This window comes from Marinobacter litoralis (genome assembly GCF_016427555.1).
GTDB classification, from domain to species: Bacteria; Pseudomonadota; Gammaproteobacteria; order Pseudomonadales; family Oleiphilaceae; genus Marinobacter; species Marinobacter litoralis_A.
The window spans coordinates 250,785-270,219 of the sequence record NZ_JAELVS010000001.1; the positions used below are offsets into that span (position 1 = coordinate 250,785).

The window sequence follows — 19,435 nt, forward strand, 5'->3', positions numbered from 1 at the left end:
AAGGCGAAGTATAAAGAGGGATAGATGCTACAGAGACAAGAGCAGACAGGCGCAAACACTCAGATTTCGTGCACGCCGTCGGTCATGGAAAATAATTTAAAAGCGCACCGAGAAGGCACGCTGCAAAAGAGAGGAAATACGGTGCCCAACAGAGGGAGAAGCAGGCAGCGGTTAAGCTAGATATTACTGTGCTATACCCTGCACAAGCCCTAAGGCTATGGCCACTTGCACCAGCTCGGCAAACGAATCTACCTTCATTTTTGCTGTCATGTTCGCCCGGTGCCCTTCAACGGTTTTCCTGTTGATACCGAGCTCATCGGCCGCATCCTGGTTCGATAGGCCCTTCACAATCAGTTCCAAAACCTGGCGTTCTCGGCGGGTCAAGCTGTCGTAGCGCTCCCGGATACGCGACTGGGAGCGGCGCTGAGCAAATCGAGCCCGATCTTTTTCCAGAGCATTATGAACATGATCGATAAGCACTTGGTCATCAAATGGCTTTTCAATAAACGTAATCGCGCCTTGCGTCAACGCTGTCACCGCCATATCCACATTTCCGTGGGCGGAAATCATGATCACAGGCAGTTCGATATTGTATTCAGGCAACTTCTTTTGAGCGTTGATACCACTGAGGCCGGGCATTCGCACATCCATCACAATACAACCGCTCGCACTCGCATCGAACCCCTCGAAAAACGCCAACGCATTTTCGTAGGACTGCACGTTGAGGCCGACAGACTCAAGCAGCCACTTTAAAGAGTCTCTTACGTCCGTATCGTCATCAATAACGAAAACTGTTTGTGCATCTGTATTCGGGTTCATGAGTGATCAGTCAGCAATATTAAGAGTAAATGAAAAGCGAGCACCTCCGGCAGGATTGTTTTCTGCCCAGAGTTCACCCTCGAGATTCTCTACCAATGAACGGCTGATAGCCAGCCCCATTCCAAGACCGGATTCCTTAGTTGAATAAAAACGATCAAAAAGCCGGGACCTGTCCGATTCTGAAATTCCCCGCCCCTGATCATCCACTTCAACCCGCAACTGGTCATTCTCGTGGGGTTTAACACTAATTGTCACGGTGGTCGCCTCTTCATCGTCTGATGAGATGCTTGCTTCTATCGCGTTCACGACCAGGTTCAATAACACCTGTTCCAGCTGAATCTTATCACCTTTAACAAACGGCAATTCTGGAGGTTGCTCAAACACGATCCGCACGTTATGCCGTTCCGCCATGTTCTCGCAAAAATCGATCATTTCACCGATCAACTCCGGCAAATTAAGGCGCGTAACAACCGGCTCCTGTTTGCGGGTAAAGTCCATCATTCGATGGATGATTTCTCCCGCTCTCAACGCTGTCTTGATACTTCTGGTAATGGGTACTTCTACATCTTTCCAAGACAGAGTGGGCTTATCCGCAAACCGCCTTTCAATACCACGAAGATAGTTCACCATTGCCGAGAGCGGCTGATTCAACTCGTGGGCCAAGCTCGACGCCAGTTCGCCCATGGTTACCAGTCGGCTCGCGTGATTGATATCAGCCTGGTACTGTTTGAGCTGCTCTTCCGCCGCTTTCTTCTCTGTCAGGTCGTGGGCCACCAGCGAAAAATATTCGATATCCCCATGCAACGAACGGTGGGCAAGCAATTCCAGCATGACCGGTATGCGGGCGGATTTCAGGCTCTGCATGGTCAGTTCACCACGCCAGTTACCCGTTTTCTCTGCTGTAGGGAAACCCTCGTCCATTAAGGTGGCGAGTCCCTTTTCGGTTACAAAGCAGGATAGGGGGAACGCACTATAGTCGGTATGTTCCAACGCCAACGCATTTCGAGCAGTTTCGTTCAAGTGTGAAACCGTGAAATCTAGATTCGCAAAAATAACCAGATCCTGAGTACTCTCCAGAACTCGCGCTAATCGACGACTTGCTTTATCCGCCTTGACCCGGTGGCTCGCATCCCGTGACACCACCAGAATTTCCCGGATTTCATTAGTTTCAGGATCCCGGATGGTTCGGCTCGTACTTTCCAGCCAAGTGTAATGGCCATCTTTACATCGAAAACGATATGTGTGGGTATACAACCCTCGATCATAATTAACGGTAGGCGCCCGTAACCGGAAATCCTCCACATCATCGGGGTGGTACAGATCATACGCTGAGGTGCCAACGATTTCTTCGACCGAATACCCCAGTAGATGCGTTACAGCCGGAGAGGCATAGATGAACCGCCAATCTTCCGGTGTATGCCGTGAGATCATATCAGTCGATTGTTCCGCCATTTCCGCCAGCAGGCGGTTTCGTTCGGCATCGTCGGTCAGAGCAGTTCGACCTTCTTCCGGGGTGCGATTTTTCATCTCTATGTAATTCTCTGAAACTCGGATTACGTCTATCAATCCTATTCTGAAGGTCTCCGGGACCCTTGGCTAATATGAGCCCAGGGCCCCGCGATTGACTAGCGCAAAAACTCCTTGCTGAAGGCTTTGAATTGGCCTGCATCCGAGCGTCGAAGCCATTCGAACCCGACCATTTCTTTGGTAACGATTCTGGCTCCGGCCTGTTCCATTCGACGTAGCGCTACTTCCGTGTCGTAGGCGTTGCGTGCGGAAATCGCATCCGCCACCACAAACACATCCATCCCCTTCTCCAAAAGCCTTATCGCCGATTGCATCACACAAGCTTGAGACTCCATGCCACACAGAACGACTTGTTTGCGATCATATGCTTGGAACGCTTTTTCGAAACCCGCGTCGTCAATACATGCAAAGAGAGTTTTACCGTAAATGTTCTCAGGCCCAACCAACTCGCGCAAACCTTCTTCTGTATGGCCGAGGCCATCTGGGTACTGCTCAGACCCAATTACCGGTACGTTCATCAATCTGGCAAGACGCACCAACCAACTGCAGTTGTTCACCAACTTCTCGTTTTCATGCACCCCACCCAACAGACGGGCCTGCACATCAATCACGGCAACGATGCACTTCTCTTGATCCATTAACATAATACTCTCCAGACTTACGCCGGGCGGCGATCAACCATGTTTGTAGCAACGCCCTCAGCGACTACGGTGTCGCCCACTTTACAGACGGTCTCCAGCTTTACCCGACGTCGCTCCTCATTGATCTCAATAATCTTGGCGGAGGCGATAACGGTGTCCCCAATATGAACCGGCGCCTTGAACTTAATCTGCTGGTCGATATAAATGGCGCCAGGGCCCGGCATACGTGTTCCCAACACGGCAGAAATCAGCGCAGCGCTGAACATCCCGTGCACAATGCGTTCTTTGAACGGCGTGGTCTTCGCATACTCGGCATTAATATGCACCGGGTTATCATCACCACTGATACCGGCGAACAACACTACATCCGCTTCGGTAATCGTTTTGGCGTAGAACGCCTCCATCCCAACTTCAAGGTCTTCTAGGTAATAGCCATGTAATTCTTGCATTGATTTGCCCTCTCGTTAATACATACACCTACTACATTACTGGTTTATATCCGCCAAACCAAGTATTTTTACTTGGTTTTTAAAAAATGCTCTGGTAGCCTTCTGTTATCCACAAAGACAACACCGCTTTGTACATAGGGAGTCGCGGTTATGCAGAGGCAACCCGTTAGCATTTTTGAAAGAGCCTTTAAAAAGCTGGTTCCGAGCGGATTGGAATCAATGGGCCGTCGCGGCTCAGACATCATGAACATCGCCGAAGACTTGCCGGAGTCGGATCTTGCCACTGTTAAGGAATGGATTGATGACTGCCTTGCCGAAAACGGTGGCCAGGTAGAAGCTCGCAAGCGAGCAGCCTTGCTCGGCCGGGCCTACCTAAAACTGTCTCTAACAGGAAGAACCCGTTTTTTGGGCCTGCTTGCAGAACACTATGGCGTGAACGAAACCAGCGTAGAGGGCGCTATCGATCAATGGCATAACGCCAAAGCTAATGAAAAAACAAAAGCCGCACAGGCCTTGCGCAAGGCATTGATTCCTAGCCGTACGGCGCTGCTAAAACAGTTCAACGGCGTACCGTCCGGAGTCAAGTTTCTGGTGGATATGCGCGAAGAACTGTTACAGCTTTGCAAGGACTATCCGGAACTGAAACCGCTGGAAACCGACCTCCGTGACCTGCTGGCGACCTGGTTCGACATCGGCTTGTTGCAACTGGAAGAGATCAGCTGGAACTCTAGCGGGGCCATTCTGGAAAAACTGATCGCCTATGAGGCCGTCCACGCCATCAAGAGCTGGAGCGACCTCAAGAACCGCCTTGATTTCGACCGCCGCTGCTTTGCCTTTATCCATCCAAATATGCCGGATGAACCACTGATTTTCGTTGAAGTGGCTTTGGTGAATGGCCTCGCTGATAACGTTCAAAAGCTTCTGGACGAACACGCCCCCACTCAAGATATCGATAAAGCCGATACCGCGATTTTCTATTCAATCTCCAACGCTCAACAGGGATTGGCAGGCATCAGCTTCGGCAACTTCCTTATAAAGCAAGTGGTCAGCAGACTTCAGGTGGAGTTCCCTCAGCTAAAACAGTTTGCCACGCTCTCACCGATTCCGGGGTTCCGGCGCTGGCTGGAGAGCACACCGGCGGATCAGCTAATCCAACTACCGGGCGGAGAAGAATGGCTAAGCACTCCTCCACCCCGAGATCCAGTGCGAGCAAGCCAAGCTGATGCCACCGGCGCCCAGCAAGAAGCCATCATGAAATTGGCGGCGTCCTACCTATGCTCCCTGAAACCCGGTAAGCCACGTGCCAACGACCCGGTAGCCCACTTCCATTTAAGCAACGGCGCTCAGGTTGCGAGACTGAATTGGATGGCTGACACCTCAGATAAAGGCCTGAAGCAATCCGCCGGCCTAATGGTGAATTACCTGTACGAACTTCCGAAGATCGTTGACCGCAGCAATCGGTACACCTCCGAGGGAATCATTTCCCAATCATCACACATCAAGAAACTCTTGAAATAGACAATCCGTAAAACGAAAGGAGAACACCATGACGAATCGCATTGCAGTTATTACCGGAGCAAACGGTGGTCTGGGTACCGCCATGACTAAAGCGCTGGCCGCCCAGGGTCGCAAAGTAGTAGGCACTCATTTGCCCGGCGAAGAGGCACAAGCCAATGACTGGCAGGCAAACCTCCGCGAGGAAGGCATCGATGTAGCTATTTACGCACTCGACGTTACCGACTTTGACGGCTGCAAAGCGTTTGTTGCTGCCGTTGAACAAGATCTTGGCCCCATCGACATTCTTGTGAACAACGCAGGCATCACCAATGATGCTCCACTGAAACGGATGCAACCTGAACAGTGGAACCAGGTCATCAACGTAAACCTGACGTCCATGTTCAATATGTGCCAACAGGTATTTGAAAGCATGTGTGAACGCGGGTTTGGCCGAATCGTGAACATTTCGTCGTTGAATGGCGAGAAGGGCCAGTTCGGCCAGTCTAACTATGCCGCAACAAAAGCCGGCATCTATGGCTTCACCAAATCCATTGCTCAAGAAGGCGCTCGCAAAGGCGTAACCGCCAACTCGGTTTCTCCGGGCTATATCGATACCCCGATGGTTCGCCAGGTACCCGAAAAAGTCCTGAACAACATTGTTGCAGGCATCCCGGTTGGCCACCTTGGCAAGCCCGAAGACATCGCCAGAGCCGTAGCCTACCTGACAGCTGATGAAGCCAGCTTCGTGACCGGCACCAACATGTCGGTTAACGGCGGCCAATACATGGCCTAAGGGAGTACACCATGACAGAGTTCAGAGCACCCACCCGTGAGATGGCGTTTACCCTGCAGCAAGTCGCCGGGTTTTCAGAAATGGCAAAAGCCTGCGGCTACGAAGATGCTTCCGAAGATGTCGTTGCAGCCATTCTTGAAGAAGCCGCTCGCTTTGCCGGTTCCGTCATCGCTCCAACCAACGTCACCGGTGATCAAACCGGTGTACGCCTGGATGGCGACTACAAAGTGGCTACCCCGGCAGGCTTTAAAGAGGCTTACCAGCAATACGCAGAGAGCGGCTGGGCCAGCCTGCAGTTTGACCCGGAGTTCGGTGGTCAAGGCTTGCCTTTTTCTTTGGCCATTCCTGTTCAGGAAATGTGGCATGCTGCCAACATGGCGTGGGGGCTCTGTCCTTTGTTATCTCAAGGCGCCGTAGAGGCGCTTTCCGAGAATGCCAGCAACGCACTGAAAGAGCAGTTACTGCCCAAAATGATTTCCGGGCAATGGACCGGGACGATGAACCTGACCGAACCACAGTCCGGCTCGGATTTATCAACCATTCGTACCCAAGCCCGTCCAGACGGTGACGTCTACCGAATCAAAGGTCAAAAGATTTTCATCACCTGGGGTGAGCACGACATGGCGGAGAACATCATCCACCTTGTACTTGCTCGGCTGCCTGACGCCCCTCCCGGCGTCAAAGGTATATCATTATTCGCCGTACCCAAGTATCTGCCGGATGCGTCCGGGGAACCCGGGGAAAGAAACGACTGTCACGCGGTCTCACTGGAGCACAAGCTTGGCATCCACGCCAGCCCCACCTGCGTCATGAGTTATGGCGACAACGAAGGCGCCATCGGTTATCTGGTGGGCGAAGAGAATCGTGGCCTAGCCTGTATGTTCACCATGATGAACAACGCACGGCTAACCGTTGGCCTGCAGGGCGTTTCCATTTCCGAACGCGCTTACCAACAGGCGCGGGACTATACCTTCGAGCGAACGCAAGGCACCGCGCCCGGCGAAAAAGGTGTTTCACCGATCATCAAACACCCGGACGTCCGCCGGATGCTGATGACCATGAAAACCCTGACTGAAGCCGCTCGGGGGCTCGCCTACACAGGCTGTGTGGCCGTGGATTATGCCAACGCAGAGAGTCTGCCTGACGACATCAAAAGTCGCTATACGCGACGGGCTAACCTGCTGACGCCACTGGTTAAAGGTTGGTGCACAGAAATCGCGCAGGAAGTTACGTCTCTGGGCATTCAATGTTACGGCGGCATGGGTTTTATCGAAGAGACCGGCGCTGCACAGCACTATCGGGACGCCCGCATTCTACCCATATACGAAGGCACCAACGGCATTCAGGCCCTTGACCTGATCGGCCGCAAAACGATTCGTGACAAAGGCCAGGCCATGGCCGAGCTGATTGATGATATTCGCCCACTCACCGGCCCGCTGCAAAGTAGCTCAGTGCTCACCGCTGAGCGCCAGGCTACATTTGACCAAGCAGTGGCGTTCCTCGAAGATGCCACCAGAATAGTTCTGGAACGCGGCGATGACGACCAGTTCACTGGTGCCGTTGCGTTCGACTACCTGATGCTGAGTTCAATCGTGACCGCAGGCTGGCTGATGCTAAAAGCCGCTACTGCAGCCGCAAATGATCAGGCTTACCAGAGTGCTTTCGCAGCAAACAAACTGGCCACCACGAACTTTTTCATCGATCACATTCTGCCACGTTGCTCTGCGCACCTGAGCTCGATTCGATCCGGGGACGAGGCCATCATGGCACTATCGGAAACAGACTTTTAATAACAACCGAGAGGTATCGCCTCATGTACATTAACGGAGAATGGTTAACCGGGCGCTCTGAGCTCCCGGTCACCAACCCCGCAACGGGTGAAGTCATCGGGCAGGTGCCCGATTGCACAGATCAGGATATTGAGGCGGCCATTACGGCCGCCGATTGTGCTTTTAAAGAATGGCGAAAGACCACTGCTTACCACCGCTCCCAATTGCTCTACCGGGCTTGGGAACTGATGATCCGGCAAAAGCGCGAACTGGCTGAGCTGATGACCCGCGAACAGGGCAAACCCCTGAAGGCGTCGCTCAACGAAGTTCAGTACGGTGCCGATTTTCTACTGTGGTTTGCCGAAGAGGCCAAACGCGTATACGGACAAAGTATTCCTTCTGCCCGTGAAAACCAGCGTTTTATGGTGCAGAAATCACCGGTTGGCGTGGTCGGCGCGATTACGCCCTGGAACTACCCGATCTCCATGATTACCCGCAAGCTTGCTCCCGCACTGGCCGCTGGCTGTACCGTCATCCTGAAACCGGCTGAAAGCACACCCTTGTGTGCAAAGGCCATGATGGAAATTTTCGCCGAAGCAGGCTTCCCAGCTGGCGTGGTTAACATGTTGACCGTACAGGATCCCTCCCGGGTGGGCGATGCGTTCTGTACCGACTCGCGCGTGCGCAAACTGACCTTCACCGGCTCGACGCCTGTCGGCAAAAAACTAAATGGTTTGGCCGCCGCTAACATGAAGCGTGTCTCTATGGAGCTCGGTGGCCATGCACCGGCCATTGTCTTCCCAGATGCCGATCCGGTGCATGCGGCCAAAGGCCTGTCGCTGGTCAAATTCTTGAACACTGGCCAGGCTTGCATCAGCCCTAACCGTATTTTCGTGCACGAAGATCAGCTGGAGCCGTTCATTAAGGAGCTCACCAGCCGCGCCAACCGTCTGGTGGCCGGTAACGGTATGACCGAAGGAGTGGGTATTGGCCCGTTGATCAACGACCAGGCCATCCAAAAGGTTGATAGCCAGGTTAAAGACGCCGTTGCCAAAGGCGCAAAGGTAGAGACCGGTGGCCTGCGTTTGGTGGATAACGGCCTGTCAGACGGTTACTTCTACGCCCCAACCGTGCTCTCCGGTGTAACCCCTGAGATGAAAATCTATCGGGAGGAAACCTTTGGCCCGGTTGCTCCGGTCATCACCTATCGTTCAGAAGATGATGTCATCACTATGGCCAACGACACCGAGTATGGCCTAGCTGCCTATATCTACAGCAACAATATGACCACCGCCATGCGGGTGTTCGAAGCTCTGGAGTTCGGCATTATTGGCATCAACGACATCAACCCCACCAGCGCTGCAGCGCCGTTTGGCGGCATGAAGAACAGCGGTCTCGGACGGGAAGGTGCGCAGGAAGGCATTGAAGAATATCTGGAAACCAAACTGGGGGGCTTCGCCCTTTAACTTGGCACCTCATCGTTTATTCCCGGCTTTTAGCCGGGTTTTTTGGGGCCAAAAAAAGCCCCCGGCCGAGGCCGGGGGAACATAGCTACAGCATTTCAACAAGTCTACCACTATGCTGTCAGCTGACTCCTCAACACATGCTTCTGCAGTTTACCGGTTGATGTTTTCGGCAGGTTATCTGCGAATACGATTTTCTTAGGCACTTTAAAACCGGCCAGTTTGTTTCGACAAAAAGTGACTACGTCCTCTTCTGTCAATCCTTCATTCCCGGATTTCAGAGTTATAAAGGCACAAGGAATTTCACCCCAATGGTCATCCGGGGCTGCGACCACCGCCGCTTCCAGTACCGCCGGGTGCTCATAAAGAGTGCTTTCGACTTCTAACGTCGAAATATTCTCACCGCCGGAGATAATTATGTCTTTGGAGCGATCTTTAATTTCCACATATCCATCGCTGTGCCATACGCCCAGATCCCCCGTGTGGAACCAACCATTATGAAACGCCTTGGCAGTTTCCTCCGGGTTATTCAGGTACCCCTTCATCACGGAGTTGCCTCGGACAAACAACTCACCAATACTCATCCCGTCTTTTGCAACGGGTTCAAGTGTGGCAGGGTCTGCCACCATCATGTCTGTCATAGACAGAGAAATAATCCCTTGGCGCGCCATCTTACTGGCTTTGTTCTTGGCATCCATGGAATTCCATTCATCCTGGAATTCGCAAATCAGGCTGGGACCGTAGGTCTCCGTCAACCCATACAAATGCACCACCTGGATGCCCATGGCTTCCATTGCTTCAATAGTTGCAGCAGGAGGCGCCGCGCCGCCCGTTGCGGCTGTGACGTGCTGACTAAACGGCTGCTTATCTTCCTCAGGGGCATTAATGAGCATGTTCAAGACAACCGGGGCCGCACAAAAGTGCGTCACACCGTGTGTTGAAAGCGCCTCATAAATGGCCTTAGGTTGCGGTGACCGAAGGCAAACATGTGTGCCCGCTACCGCGGTCACTGCCCAGGGGTAGCACCAACCGTTGCAATGGAACATCGGCAGGGTCCACAAGTAAACTGCACCTGCAGGAAGCCCGAACCCAATGACGTTGCTCATGGCATTCAAATTTGCGCCCCGGTGGTGATAAACCACGCCTTTGGGGTTGCCGGTGGTGCCTGAGGTGTAATTCAGCGCAATGGCCTGCCATTCATCGTCAGGCATATCCCATTGGAAATCATCGTCACCGGTCGCCAGCAAAGCGTCATAGGTCAAGGTGCCAATTAGCTCGCCGCCGTCGAAGTTCGGATCGTCGACATCGATGACTGTGGGTTTGGCATCACAACCCTGAAGTGCTTCCCTGGCTCGGCCGCTGTATTCTTTATCGGTAAAGAATACTTTGGCACGGCTATGATTAAGCATGAAGGTCATAGTCTTTGAATCAAGCCGGGTGTTTTGGGCATTCAACACCGCACCGATCATCGGCACCGCGAAATGCAATTCCAGCATTTCAGGAATGTTCGGTAACAAAGCAGCGACCGTATCGCCTTTACGCACCCCGAGTTTGCGCAGAGCGGAGGCCATTTTCAGGCAGCGCTCATAGGTTTCTGCCCAATTCCGGCGGATACTTCCGTGAATAACCGCTGTGCGTGACGGATGCGCCAGAGCCGTTCTTTGGATAAAGGTAATCGGGGTCAGAGGGGTATAATTCGCCTCTGCTTTCTCAAGCCCTACCTCATACATATTTTCCATTCCGTTTAACCTCTTGTTGTTCTCTCAAAAAGCCACTGCTGTCGTTAGTTTCGTTCCGTAGCAAAATCAGCATCGCCAGCAGGCTGATCATTACTTGGGTGTGTCCCTGCCTGGGCACTTGCGAACCAGTTTTTCTCCAATGCTAGCCACAGCACGAGACCAATACCCAAGCCCCATGCAGCACCTTTGACTGCCAGGACTGATCCAACGATTATTGCAACGCCTCGTTCAAGGTTGCTCTCTCGCTCCAGCATTTCGATCGCTAAATACCCACACAAGTAACCCTGAATCAGCAAGGTCAGTGCCATACCAATATTGAGGCCGGGTTTAAACAAAGTCACAACGGGAACCAAGACGATAGCGATAGTCATCCCCCAGTACAGACTGGTTGCGCCCCCCCAATAACTGTCCATGACCGAACGTGGATTGTTCATATAGCGGTTAATAACCAGCGCCTGCCCACCGGTCCAAGCCGGACCCGACAGACTGATGAAAGGCGCAAAAATGCCATGAAGAGTATTCCGAATCCCTACGATGATGCTGTTACGGCGGGGGCTAAAGACAAGTTTCTCGTCCTTGCGTGCGCTATCGGCATTTTTGAATAGCGAGTCCATCACCAGGATATCGCCAAAGGCAATGATGTAAGCAGCCAAAGCCAGCGGGATAGCATCAATAAAGTACTGAAACGGCGGAATTCCAAGACCAATGATGCTGTATTCCTGAAGGATTGTACCTACCGGAATCGTCGTGAAACCCCACTCGATTACGGGCATTTCGACCTCTCCGATAATCAAGCCGAACACGTAAGCGATTAGGAAAGGTATCGCGATACCGTACTGAGCAACAAAGCGGAAAAAACCGTAACGAGCGCGGAGTGGTCCTGCGGTTTCGGAAAAGAGCATGAAGAAGCCAAGCACGGCGCCCGTCAAAATGGTGATTGGCATCGTCCAAACACGACCATCAGCCGCAAATTCACCCATCACCGCAGAAACCCCGGCACCGATAAGGATGCCTGCCTTTAGAGACATGGGCATTTTTCGTACTAGCGAGTCAGCCCCTTTAAAAACCCCTAGCCCCAAGAAAACCAAGGCGACCGTTAACTGCAGTGCAATGAGCGCCAGTATCCTCGCCTCCCCCTCTGGATAGCCCATCAAAAATGCCACGTACAGAGGGATTCCCGCGGTGATCCAGCCAGCAACGGTTGGGTCACCAAAATGCGTATGCAGCAAATAAAGAATGTTGTTGAAGAGTACAAAGGCAACCGCGATTTCAAACGGAATACCCAACACTGAAGTCATAAGAGCCGTGATACTCAATGGAACAACACAAAGTATCGCACCCTGCAAAATATCCGGAATTTCTAGTTTGTAGTGCACGAAGGGCACGCGCAATTTTAACGCCCCTAACGCTGATGGCTGCTCGCCACCTGTTGGTCTCTTCTGCACGGACATTGTTATTGTTCTCCATCCATCGGAATTTGGAAATGCTACTGCTTAGGATTTACTCCCCAACAGAATACTAGGCATTAACACCCATACAATCAATGGTTTTTACTTGGTTTTTCGAGTGAGTTTATTTGGAAACTCAAGAGAGGAACAAAACCACGGATCAGATTATCTTTTAAATCATTCAGTTAGAGGGATTTAGCCGATCCTCGATTGGCAAAATCAGAAGCAAATCCACGGAATTTGTTTATAATAGAAGGAAAAAGGCGCTACTCAGGGACGGCACAAGACAAGAAGTCGCCCCAAGGAGGAGCACTTTCAGGAAGGAGAACCCTATAAAACAATAGGTTTCAAGGGGACGGAGGGCCCCTTAATGAATCAGGCGCCCTTGAATCCCTTGGCCACCAAGTAAACTTCCCGGGACCGGGCTCTTGAGGAATCCGGCTTGCGCACGGACACCTTGTCAAAGGCAGCGCGCACCGCTTTGACGTACTCATCGTAACCCTCGCCGTGGAACACTTTGGCGACAAAACTGCCTTTCGGTTTCAGCACCTGACACGCCATATCCAAAGCCAGCTCCACCAAGTACATAGACGCCGCCTGGTCTGCCGCATTCACACCGCTGATGTTGGGTGCCATGTCAGAGATCACCACATCGGCTTTGGCACCGTCTAACGCCGCCATCAGTTCGTCAAACACCGACTCTTCGGTGAAATCGCCCTGAATAAACTCAACGCCGGCGATGTTATCCATCGGCAGAATGTCCGATGCCAGCACTCGGCCTTTATGACCCACCAGCTTCGCCGCCACCTGCGACCATCCGCCCGGTGCAGAACCCAGATCTACCACCAGCCCATTTGGCTGAATCAGGCGATCTTTGTCGTTGATTTCCAGCAACTTATAACTGGCGCGGGAGCGATAGCCGTCCAACTGAGCCTGTTTCACAAAGGGGTCGTTGACGTGCTCTTCGAGCCAGCGGTTACTGCTTTTTGAACGGGCCATCGGAATAGTCTTCTGTTTACTGCGGGAAAACGCCATTGTACGCCGCTGCCTACACGACCGCAAAAGCCGCCAAGCGCCTGACAACCAACAGGCGCACCAGTACAATGGCGCAACACCGCCACGCACTGCTTAACACTGGAAACCTACCGTGAAGCTGGACGACATCAAGAAACTGCATCAAAAGAAGTATCGCCAATCCTTGGGGCATTTCTTAGTGGAAGGCGAGCACCTGGTGCTCGAACTGGAGAAGGCCGCGGCCAGCAATCCACATTGGAAGCAGGCGCAGCTGTTTGTCACCAGCACTTACGAAGACTGGCGCAGCCCGTGGCCCAAGCAAGTGATCACTGATCGGCAAATGGCTCAGCTGGCAGACACCAAAACGCCGCAGGGCATTCTCGCGGTGGTTCCTTTGCCTACCCCCGCCAGCACCGATTCAGCCAACGAGGGCAAAGCCGTTTACCTGCACGAAGTGCAAGACCCCGGTAACCTTGGCACCATTTTGCGCACCCTGGCATGGTTTGGGGGCATGCGCTGCCTGCTCAGCCCCGGCAGTGTGGACCCTTTCAACCCGAAGGTCGTCCGTTCCAGCATGGGGGCCATTTTTCATGTGCCCCTTGAAACCGACATCGATTTGGAGACCTTGGCCCAACGTTACCCGAGCATTGCCTGCCTGGACATCGGCGGCGACAGCCTCACTCAGCCGGGCTTTCAAGACCACGATTGTTATCTGTTCGGCAACGAAGCCCGGGGCGTTCCTGCCGCGGCTTTAACCAAGCTCAACGCCCATCGCTACACCATCCCTGGCGCGGCGGCGATTGAATCCCTGAATCTGGCCTCAGCCGTGAATATGGCGGCTTACGAACTGAACCGCGATTAGTTTGACCCGGCTGGAGCCAAACCAGCCTCTCAGCTTTCTGCGGGCGCGGGTTCAACCGCCTCGGCCAGCAATTCCGGCTTCTTCATGGCTTTCGCGAACAGGTCTTTGTTTTCGGCAATGCTCATCGCACACTGCTCTGCCAACTCTTCCGAAAGCCCTTCTACGTTTTTCTCCAACCAGAGCGCTACGTTCTCCGCCAGCTCAAGCACCTTATCCCGTGCATCGGCTTCGGCCTTGCTTTGAAAGAGCATGGTGTCCGGGTTGCTTAGCGCCATTTCCAGTCCGTCCCGATCCGAAAAGTATAATGATTGCACTGCCATGAGGCGTCCTCGCAGTCGTTAAATGCATGTATATTTATACAGTAGCATAGTACACGCAATTAACCGAGGATAGGAGCCTTGCTTAGGATTTTATTCACAACCAATGAGGGGCTATGAATCCAACAATCGAACTTCTGAAGTCACACCGCTCCATCCGCAAGTTCAAAGATCAGCAGATCCCCAGAGAGCTTTTTGAGGAGCTGATTCGGGCAGGTCAAAGCGCGGCCACTTCCAGCCACGTGCAGGCTTACACCGTGATTCATGTGGTGAACCCGGAAAGCCGCGCGCGCTTGGCGGAATTGGCGGGCGGCCAGCCCTATGTCGAAAGCGCCTCCGATTTTCTGGTGTTCTGCGCCGATATGAAACGCTCAACAGAAGCCGCCGAACGATCGGGTGCGGAAGTCACCCGCGGGATGACCGAGCAACTGCTGGTTGCCAGTGTCGATGTGGCTTTAATGGCCCAGAATGTGGTGGTTGCAGCGGAGTCGGAAGGTCTGGGCATTTGTTACATTGGCGGCATTCGCAATAACCCGCAGGAAGTCAGCGAGATTCTGAAGCTGCCTGAGCATGTTTACCCCGTGTTCGGCCTGTGCCTAGGCTACCCGGATCAAGATCCGGAGGTGAAGCCCCGCCTGCCACTGGCCAGCATTTTGAAACAAGACGTCTACGACGATTCTGATGATGAAACGCTGGTTGCCGAGTTTGACGACACCATGGCCCGCTATTACCGGGAGCGCACGGGCGGCAATAAAAACACCAACTGGTCCGAGCAGTTGAAGCCCTTGTTCACCAGCAAGCTGCGCGCTCATATGAAAGAATTCCTGAATAAACGCGGTTTCGGCATTAAGTAAGCACTAACTGTGCGCGTTTGAAGATCAGGCATCCTCAAGGATGAGGACAACCAGTTCTTTCGGGCCATGAGCGCCGTACGCGAGCACCTGCTCGATATCAGCCGTTTTCGAGGGCCCGGATACCAGCAAGAGATTGGTGGGCAAACCGGCCGACCAGTTCTGCTTTTGCATCATGCCATACAGGTTGTCTTCGATCTCGCTGGCCTTCAGCAAGGCGATATGCAACGGTGGTAACAGACTCATCAAACGCGGTTCATGCCGGTCTGGCCACAACACCAGCGACCCGGTTGCAGCAATGGCACCGGCGGTGCTGGTGATACTGGCATCCACTTGCCAGAACAGCTCTTCTTTCCAGTCTTCGATCGGGCGGTCATAAGCCAGCAAGTCCTGCTTGGCGCCGGCTTCCGCCCAATGCACCGTCAGTTGCTGCCCATACTCTGTACCCGGTGCGTACAGCAGGTTGCTGAGTTTGCGGCTATCCAATAACTCCTGCACTTTCGCAGGCCAGTTGGCTGCAGCCAGTGTATACACCTCGGTATGAACGGCTTCCATCAGGCTGCGAAGGCGCTGGACTCGGTCTTCTGGCGCGTACTGCCAAGGCTCGGTTACCAGCGCTTCGTCAAACTGATCGGGCCTTGGCGTTGTTCCCGCTAAGCCGGCCCGGAGTTTGTTCAGAATATTGTCGCGGGCGCTCATGGCTGGCCTCCCGATTTTGTCTGGGCGTTCAGATGGGCTTTCGCCAAATCGTGCAGAGAACGGCGAGCCGGTATCGGCGCAGTGTGATTATCGGTCCATGGGCCAAGTTTTCCGGGCGTCAGCTTGCCAAAGCGGGTTGCGGCCCATAGCAAACCTTTATACAACGCTGGCCGGCTATTCAACGTTGCCCATATGCGCCAAAGGGCGCGCTCTTTGCGGGAGTATTTCGCACCGCTTCCTTTGACAACCGGTGGTTCCTCCGGGCTTTTCACGTTCTCCTGCCGCAGCCGTTGCAGCAATTCCGGAATGGGAATTTTCACCGGGCATACCTCACCACAAGCACCGCACAATGACGAAGCGCTGGGGTGATCGGGCACGTGATCCAAGCCCACCATGTGCGGGGTGACAATCTTGCCAATTGGTCCGGGATACACTTCGCCGTAGGTGTGGCCACCCACTCGGGTATACACCGGGCAGTGATTCATACACGCACCGCAGCGAATGCAGTTCAGGGTTTGGCGCAGTTGTGCGTCCGCGAAAGCTCCGCTTCGGCCGTTATCCAGCAGCACCAAATGCACTTCTTCCGGGCCGTCAAGTTCATCCGCTTTGCGAGGGCCGGAGATCATATTCACGTAAGTGGTAATGGGCTGACCCAGTGCCGAGCGCGTTAAGAGCGACAACAAAGGCACCACATCCCGAAGGTTTGCCACTACTTTTTCGATACCGGTAACCGCCACATGCACCGGTGGAACCGTGGTACTCATGCGGCCGTTGCCTTCGTTTTCCACCAGCAGCAGGGTGCCGGTTTCCGCGATCGCAAAGTTCACACCCGACACCCCGACGTCCGCTTCCAGAAACTTCTTGCGCAGGGTGCGCCGGCCAATCTGAATCAACTCGTTCACATCGTCGGTTTCGTCCACACCCAGCTTGTTGTGGAAAAGTTTCGAAACCTGCCGGCGGTTTTTGTGAATCGCCGGCATGATGATGTGGGACGGTTTTTCGCCATCCAGCTGGACGATGTACTCGCCCATGTCGGACTCCAGGCACTCGATATCCCGTTCGGCCAGGTAATCATTCATCTCCATTTCTTCGCTGACCATGGACTTGCCCTTCACCACCTGCGAGCCCTGTTTCGACTCGATGATGGTGTGCACAATGCGATTGGCCTCTTCCGTGGTTTCAGCCCAATGGACGTGAACGCCGTTTTCGGTCAGTTTCGCTTCCAGCTGTTCCAGCAAATCCGGCAACCGGGACAGGGCCCGGGCTTTGATCTGATTCCCTAACTCTCTTAGCCCTTCACGCTCATCCTCATCGGGAAAGGCATCGGCGCGCTTTTGCATCAGCGAATCCATGGCCACCCGGAAGTTTGTCCGCAGTTGGCTGTCCGCCAAAGCGTCTGTGGCGCGGCCACGGAAGCTGCTGGTGAGTTCTGTCACCGGAATACGCTGGCTCATGACGCGCCCTCGCCACTGATTCGCTCCCACAGAAAGCTGGCCAGATGCCGGCCCCGGAAGGCCTGCTTTTGCTTATCCAGCGCGCCATTGATATTCAGCAAACATCCGCCATCGGCGGTCACCATTTCGACCGCTCCGCTGTTCCGCAAGGCTCGTGTTTTATCGAGCACCATGGCGCCGGACACTTCCGGCATGCGCACAGAGAAGGTGCCACCAAAACCACAGCATTCGCTTTCGTGGTCGTGGTCCAACCGTTCCACCTTATCCAGCTTGCCCAGCAGCTCCCGGGCGTGCAGATGGGTGTTCATTTCCCGGCGGGCCGAGCAAGACGTGTGCAGCGCAACCTGAGTGGGCTGGCCCAAGTCCTGCCACTCAACCTTGCACACATGAAGCAAAAATTCAGTCAACTCAAACGTTCGGCTAGCTAAATTCTCGACCCGTTTCAGCGTTGCCGGCTCCTCGGCGAAGACTTCCCGGTAATGCTGGCGAAACATACCGGCGCAGGACCCGGACGGCACCACCACCGGCAGGCCGTTATCCAGCACGTTCAATTGAGAGCGGGCTACGTCCCTCGCCTCATCTGCATAACCGGATGTCCAAGCCGGCTGACCACAACAGGATTGTTGCTGCGGAAAATGCACCCGAATACCTTCGCGCTCCAACAAACGAATGGCATCCAACCCGGCTTCCGGAAAAAACAGGTCCAGCACGCAGGTTCCAAACAGCGTCACCTCGGTGGGCTTCGCTGGATATGCTCTTGGTGCAGGCCGTGCTGGAGCGACCCGCGTGGCATTGGGTGCGGCATCGTAGAAAAGTTCACTCACGCGCTATCGCCCCCAGTCTCTGCGGCACGATCTACCCGGTTTTTTGGGTAAAGTGGCTCAAGGATCGGCTTCAGGCCTTTAGCCTCATCAACAAAGAGCTGAAGATGCGGGAAGGGTATTTCGATACCGGCTTCATCCAGTGTCTCTTTAATCTGCTCCAACACGTCCGCCATGATAGTGGGCTGCACATCCAGGTTATCTGGTGTAATCCAGATTTTGACTTCCAGATCCACCGACGAGTCGCCCAGATTTTTAAGCACCACCCGTGGTTCCATGCCCGGTCCCTGCAGCACTTCCGGGTGCGCCAATAGTACCGGCATAATGACATCCCGGGCGGCCTTGGCGGACTCTTTGTAGGCAATACCCACGGAGATATTCAATCTTGTAGCACCTTCTGCGCTGTAATTAACGATCTCTGAAGAGGCGACGCTGTCATTGGGGATCATGGTAAAAATGTTGTCCCGAGTCCGCAGCCACGTGGTGCGCAGCGCAATCTTCATCACCTTGCCATCCTGACCGTTAATGGTAACCCAGTCGCCAATGCGAAATGGCCGCTCAATCAGCAAGGTGATACCGGCGATGAAATTCGAAAGTGTCGACTGGGCTGCAAACCCTACGGCAATACCGACAATCCCCAGACCCGCCACAATCGACAGCAGGTCAAATCCGAACTGCGCGAGGATCGTGACCACCGCAAAGGTCGCCATCACCACCGACAACACATTGCCGGCCAACTGCTGAATCGAGGCATCCAACCGGTTACGGCGCAGCGTTTCGGCCGTCAGACGGCGGATAACCAGCCAGGCCACGTAGAAGCCCAGCGCCAGCAAACCCGCCCTCGCGACCCCTTTTAAAAACTCAACGCCCGCTCCGAATTGTGCCAGGATAACCAGCAACGCACCCAGCCCGGTTAAATACCGCAGCGCGCTTCGTCCATGCCTGAAGGCGGAACGCTCAACGTTGCGCTTACCGATCACTAACCGAATAAGCCCAATCAACAGCAGGTAAGCCCCGACAAACAAAGCCAAATACAGAATCGAAATCAGCATCTGACTGAGAACGTACGCGCCCACCTCTCGCCATTCATACCCGTGGCCGCCAAAAGCGCTCAGCGTATCGCCAAGGTTTTTCTTTAACTGCTCAACCACGACTGCCGTGAATTCGACCATCCATTCTTTCCTCTAACCAATGAGCGCGAGAGACCTTCAAACTATCGTTGGGGCAAGTGCTTGCGCAATACATATATAGTAGCGGATTCTCGCCCAGCCA

The 19,435-nt window shown here is 53.8% G+C and carries 18 protein-coding genes; 6 read left to right on the forward strand and 12 right to left on the reverse strand.

The genetic code is table 11. The features are described 5' to 3' along the window. Positions 1–183: 183 nt before the first annotated feature. The 4 genes from JAO79_RS01165 to JAO79_RS01180 all read right to left on the reverse strand — a co-directional run bounded on the left by JAO79_RS01165 (position 184) and on the right by JAO79_RS01180 (position 3,436). On the reverse strand, positions 184–819 hold the full coding sequence (locus tag JAO79_RS01165) for a response regulator transcription factor (protein WP_199005337.1): 636 nt from the start codon (positions 817–819) through the stop codon (positions 184–186). Between the two features lie 6 nt (positions 820–825). After that, positions 826–2,346: an ATP-binding protein gene (locus tag JAO79_RS01170; protein ID WP_199005338.1), complete on the reverse strand. Its 1,521-nt coding sequence runs from the start codon at positions 2,344–2,346 to the stop codon at positions 826–828. 98 nt (positions 2,347–2,444) lie between these two features. After that, positions 2,445–2,990: a hydrolase gene (locus JAO79_RS01175; protein ID WP_199005339.1), complete on the reverse strand. Its 546-nt coding sequence runs from the start codon at positions 2,988–2,990 to the stop codon at positions 2,445–2,447. A 14-nt stretch (positions 2,991–3,004) separates the two neighbouring features. Beyond that, the gene (locus tag JAO79_RS01180; RefSeq protein ID WP_199005340.1) at positions 3,005–3,436 is read right to left on the reverse strand and encodes a MaoC family dehydratase; all 432 of its coding nucleotides are present in this window, start codon (positions 3,434–3,436) and stop codon (positions 3,005–3,007) included. A gap of 150 nt (positions 3,437–3,586) precedes the next feature. Between JAO79_RS01180 and JAO79_RS01185 the strand changes: the two genes are divergently transcribed. From JAO79_RS01185 to JAO79_RS01200, 4 genes are read left to right on the forward strand one after another with little or no spacing between them, the layout of a single operon-like run. Continuing rightward, on the forward strand, positions 3,587–4,954 hold the full coding sequence (locus tag JAO79_RS01185; RefSeq protein ID WP_199005341.1) for a malonyl-CoA decarboxylase: 1,368 nt from the start codon (positions 3,587–3,589) through the stop codon (positions 4,952–4,954). A 28-nt stretch (positions 4,955–4,982) separates the two neighbouring features. Next, on the forward strand, positions 4,983–5,726 hold the full coding sequence (gene phbB / locus JAO79_RS01190; protein ID WP_199005342.1) for an acetoacetyl-CoA reductase: 744 nt from the start codon (positions 4,983–4,985) through the stop codon (positions 5,724–5,726). 11 nt (positions 5,727–5,737) lie between these two features. Then, the gene (locus JAO79_RS01195) at positions 5,738–7,516 is read left to right on the forward strand and encodes an acyl-CoA dehydrogenase (RefSeq protein ID WP_199005343.1); all 1,779 of its coding nucleotides are present in this window, start codon (positions 5,738–5,740) and stop codon (positions 7,514–7,516) included. Positions 7,517–7,539: 23 nt separating this feature from the next. Next, positions 7,540–8,961: an NAD-dependent succinate-semialdehyde dehydrogenase gene (locus JAO79_RS01200; protein WP_199005344.1), complete on the forward strand. Its 1,422-nt coding sequence runs from the start codon at positions 7,540–7,542 to the stop codon at positions 8,959–8,961. A gap of 110 nt (positions 8,962–9,071) precedes the next feature. On the opposite strand, the gene JAO79_RS01205 is transcribed toward JAO79_RS01200, so the two are convergent. The 3 genes from JAO79_RS01205 to rlmE form a co-directional block, all read right to left on the reverse strand. Then, positions 9,072–10,697, reverse strand: a complete 1,626-nt coding sequence (locus JAO79_RS01205; RefSeq protein ID WP_199005345.1) for an AMP-binding protein — start codon at positions 10,695–10,697, stop codon at positions 9,072–9,074. A 44-nt stretch (positions 10,698–10,741) separates the two neighbouring features. Further along, complete coding sequence (locus JAO79_RS01210; RefSeq protein WP_199005346.1) at positions 10,742–12,148, reverse strand: hypothetical protein; 1,407 nt, start codon at positions 12,146–12,148, stop codon at positions 10,742–10,744. Between the two features lie 372 nt (positions 12,149–12,520). After that, positions 12,521–13,144: a 23S rRNA (uridine(2552)-2'-O)-methyltransferase RlmE gene (gene rlmE / locus JAO79_RS01215; RefSeq protein WP_114334910.1), complete on the reverse strand. Its 624-nt coding sequence runs from the start codon at positions 13,142–13,144 to the stop codon at positions 12,521–12,523. Positions 13,145–13,292: 148 nt separating this feature from the next. Between rlmE and JAO79_RS01220 the strand changes: the two genes are divergently transcribed. After that, the gene (locus JAO79_RS01220) at positions 13,293–14,021 is read left to right on the forward strand and encodes a TrmH family RNA methyltransferase (protein WP_199005347.1); all 729 of its coding nucleotides are present in this window, start codon (positions 13,293–13,295) and stop codon (positions 14,019–14,021) included. A 29-nt stretch (positions 14,022–14,050) separates the two neighbouring features. Here the strand turns inward: JAO79_RS01220 and JAO79_RS01225 are convergent, their stop codons facing one another. Continuing rightward, positions 14,051–14,341, reverse strand: coding sequence for a YebG family protein (locus tag JAO79_RS01225; RefSeq protein WP_199005348.1), 291 nt, complete (start codon positions 14,339–14,341; stop codon positions 14,051–14,053). Positions 14,342–14,454: 113 nt separating this feature from the next. Between JAO79_RS01225 and nfsA the strand changes: the two genes are divergently transcribed. Further along, positions 14,455–15,192: an oxygen-insensitive NADPH nitroreductase gene (gene nfsA, locus JAO79_RS01230; protein WP_199005349.1), complete on the forward strand. Its 738-nt coding sequence runs from the start codon at positions 14,455–14,457 to the stop codon at positions 15,190–15,192. A gap of 24 nt (positions 15,193–15,216) precedes the next feature. Here nfsA and JAO79_RS01235 read toward each other — a convergent pair whose 3' ends face one another. The 4 genes from JAO79_RS01235 to JAO79_RS01250 are packed head-to-tail and all read right to left on the reverse strand — an operon-like array spanning position 15,217 to position 19,335. Further along, entirely contained in the window at positions 15,217–15,888 is a 672-nt protein-coding gene (locus tag JAO79_RS01235; protein WP_199005350.1) for a LutC/YkgG family protein, read from the reverse strand. After that, positions 15,885–17,342, reverse strand: a complete 1,458-nt coding sequence (locus JAO79_RS01240) for a LutB/LldF family L-lactate oxidation iron-sulfur protein (protein ID WP_199005351.1) — start codon at positions 17,340–17,342, stop codon at positions 15,885–15,887. The genes JAO79_RS01235 and JAO79_RS01240 overlap by 4 nt, the downstream gene beginning before the upstream one ends. Beyond that, a complete protein-coding gene (locus JAO79_RS01245) occupies positions 17,339–18,166 on the reverse strand; it encodes a (Fe-S)-binding protein (RefSeq protein WP_199005352.1) in 828 nt (275 codons plus the stop codon). Before JAO79_RS01245 ends, JAO79_RS01240 begins: the two co-directional genes overlap by 4 nt. After that, positions 18,163–19,335, reverse strand: coding sequence for a mechanosensitive ion channel family protein (locus JAO79_RS01250; protein ID WP_199005353.1), 1,173 nt, complete (start codon positions 19,333–19,335; stop codon positions 18,163–18,165). Before JAO79_RS01250 ends, JAO79_RS01245 begins: the two co-directional genes overlap by 4 nt. Between the last annotated feature and the right edge of the window lie 100 nt (positions 19,336–19,435).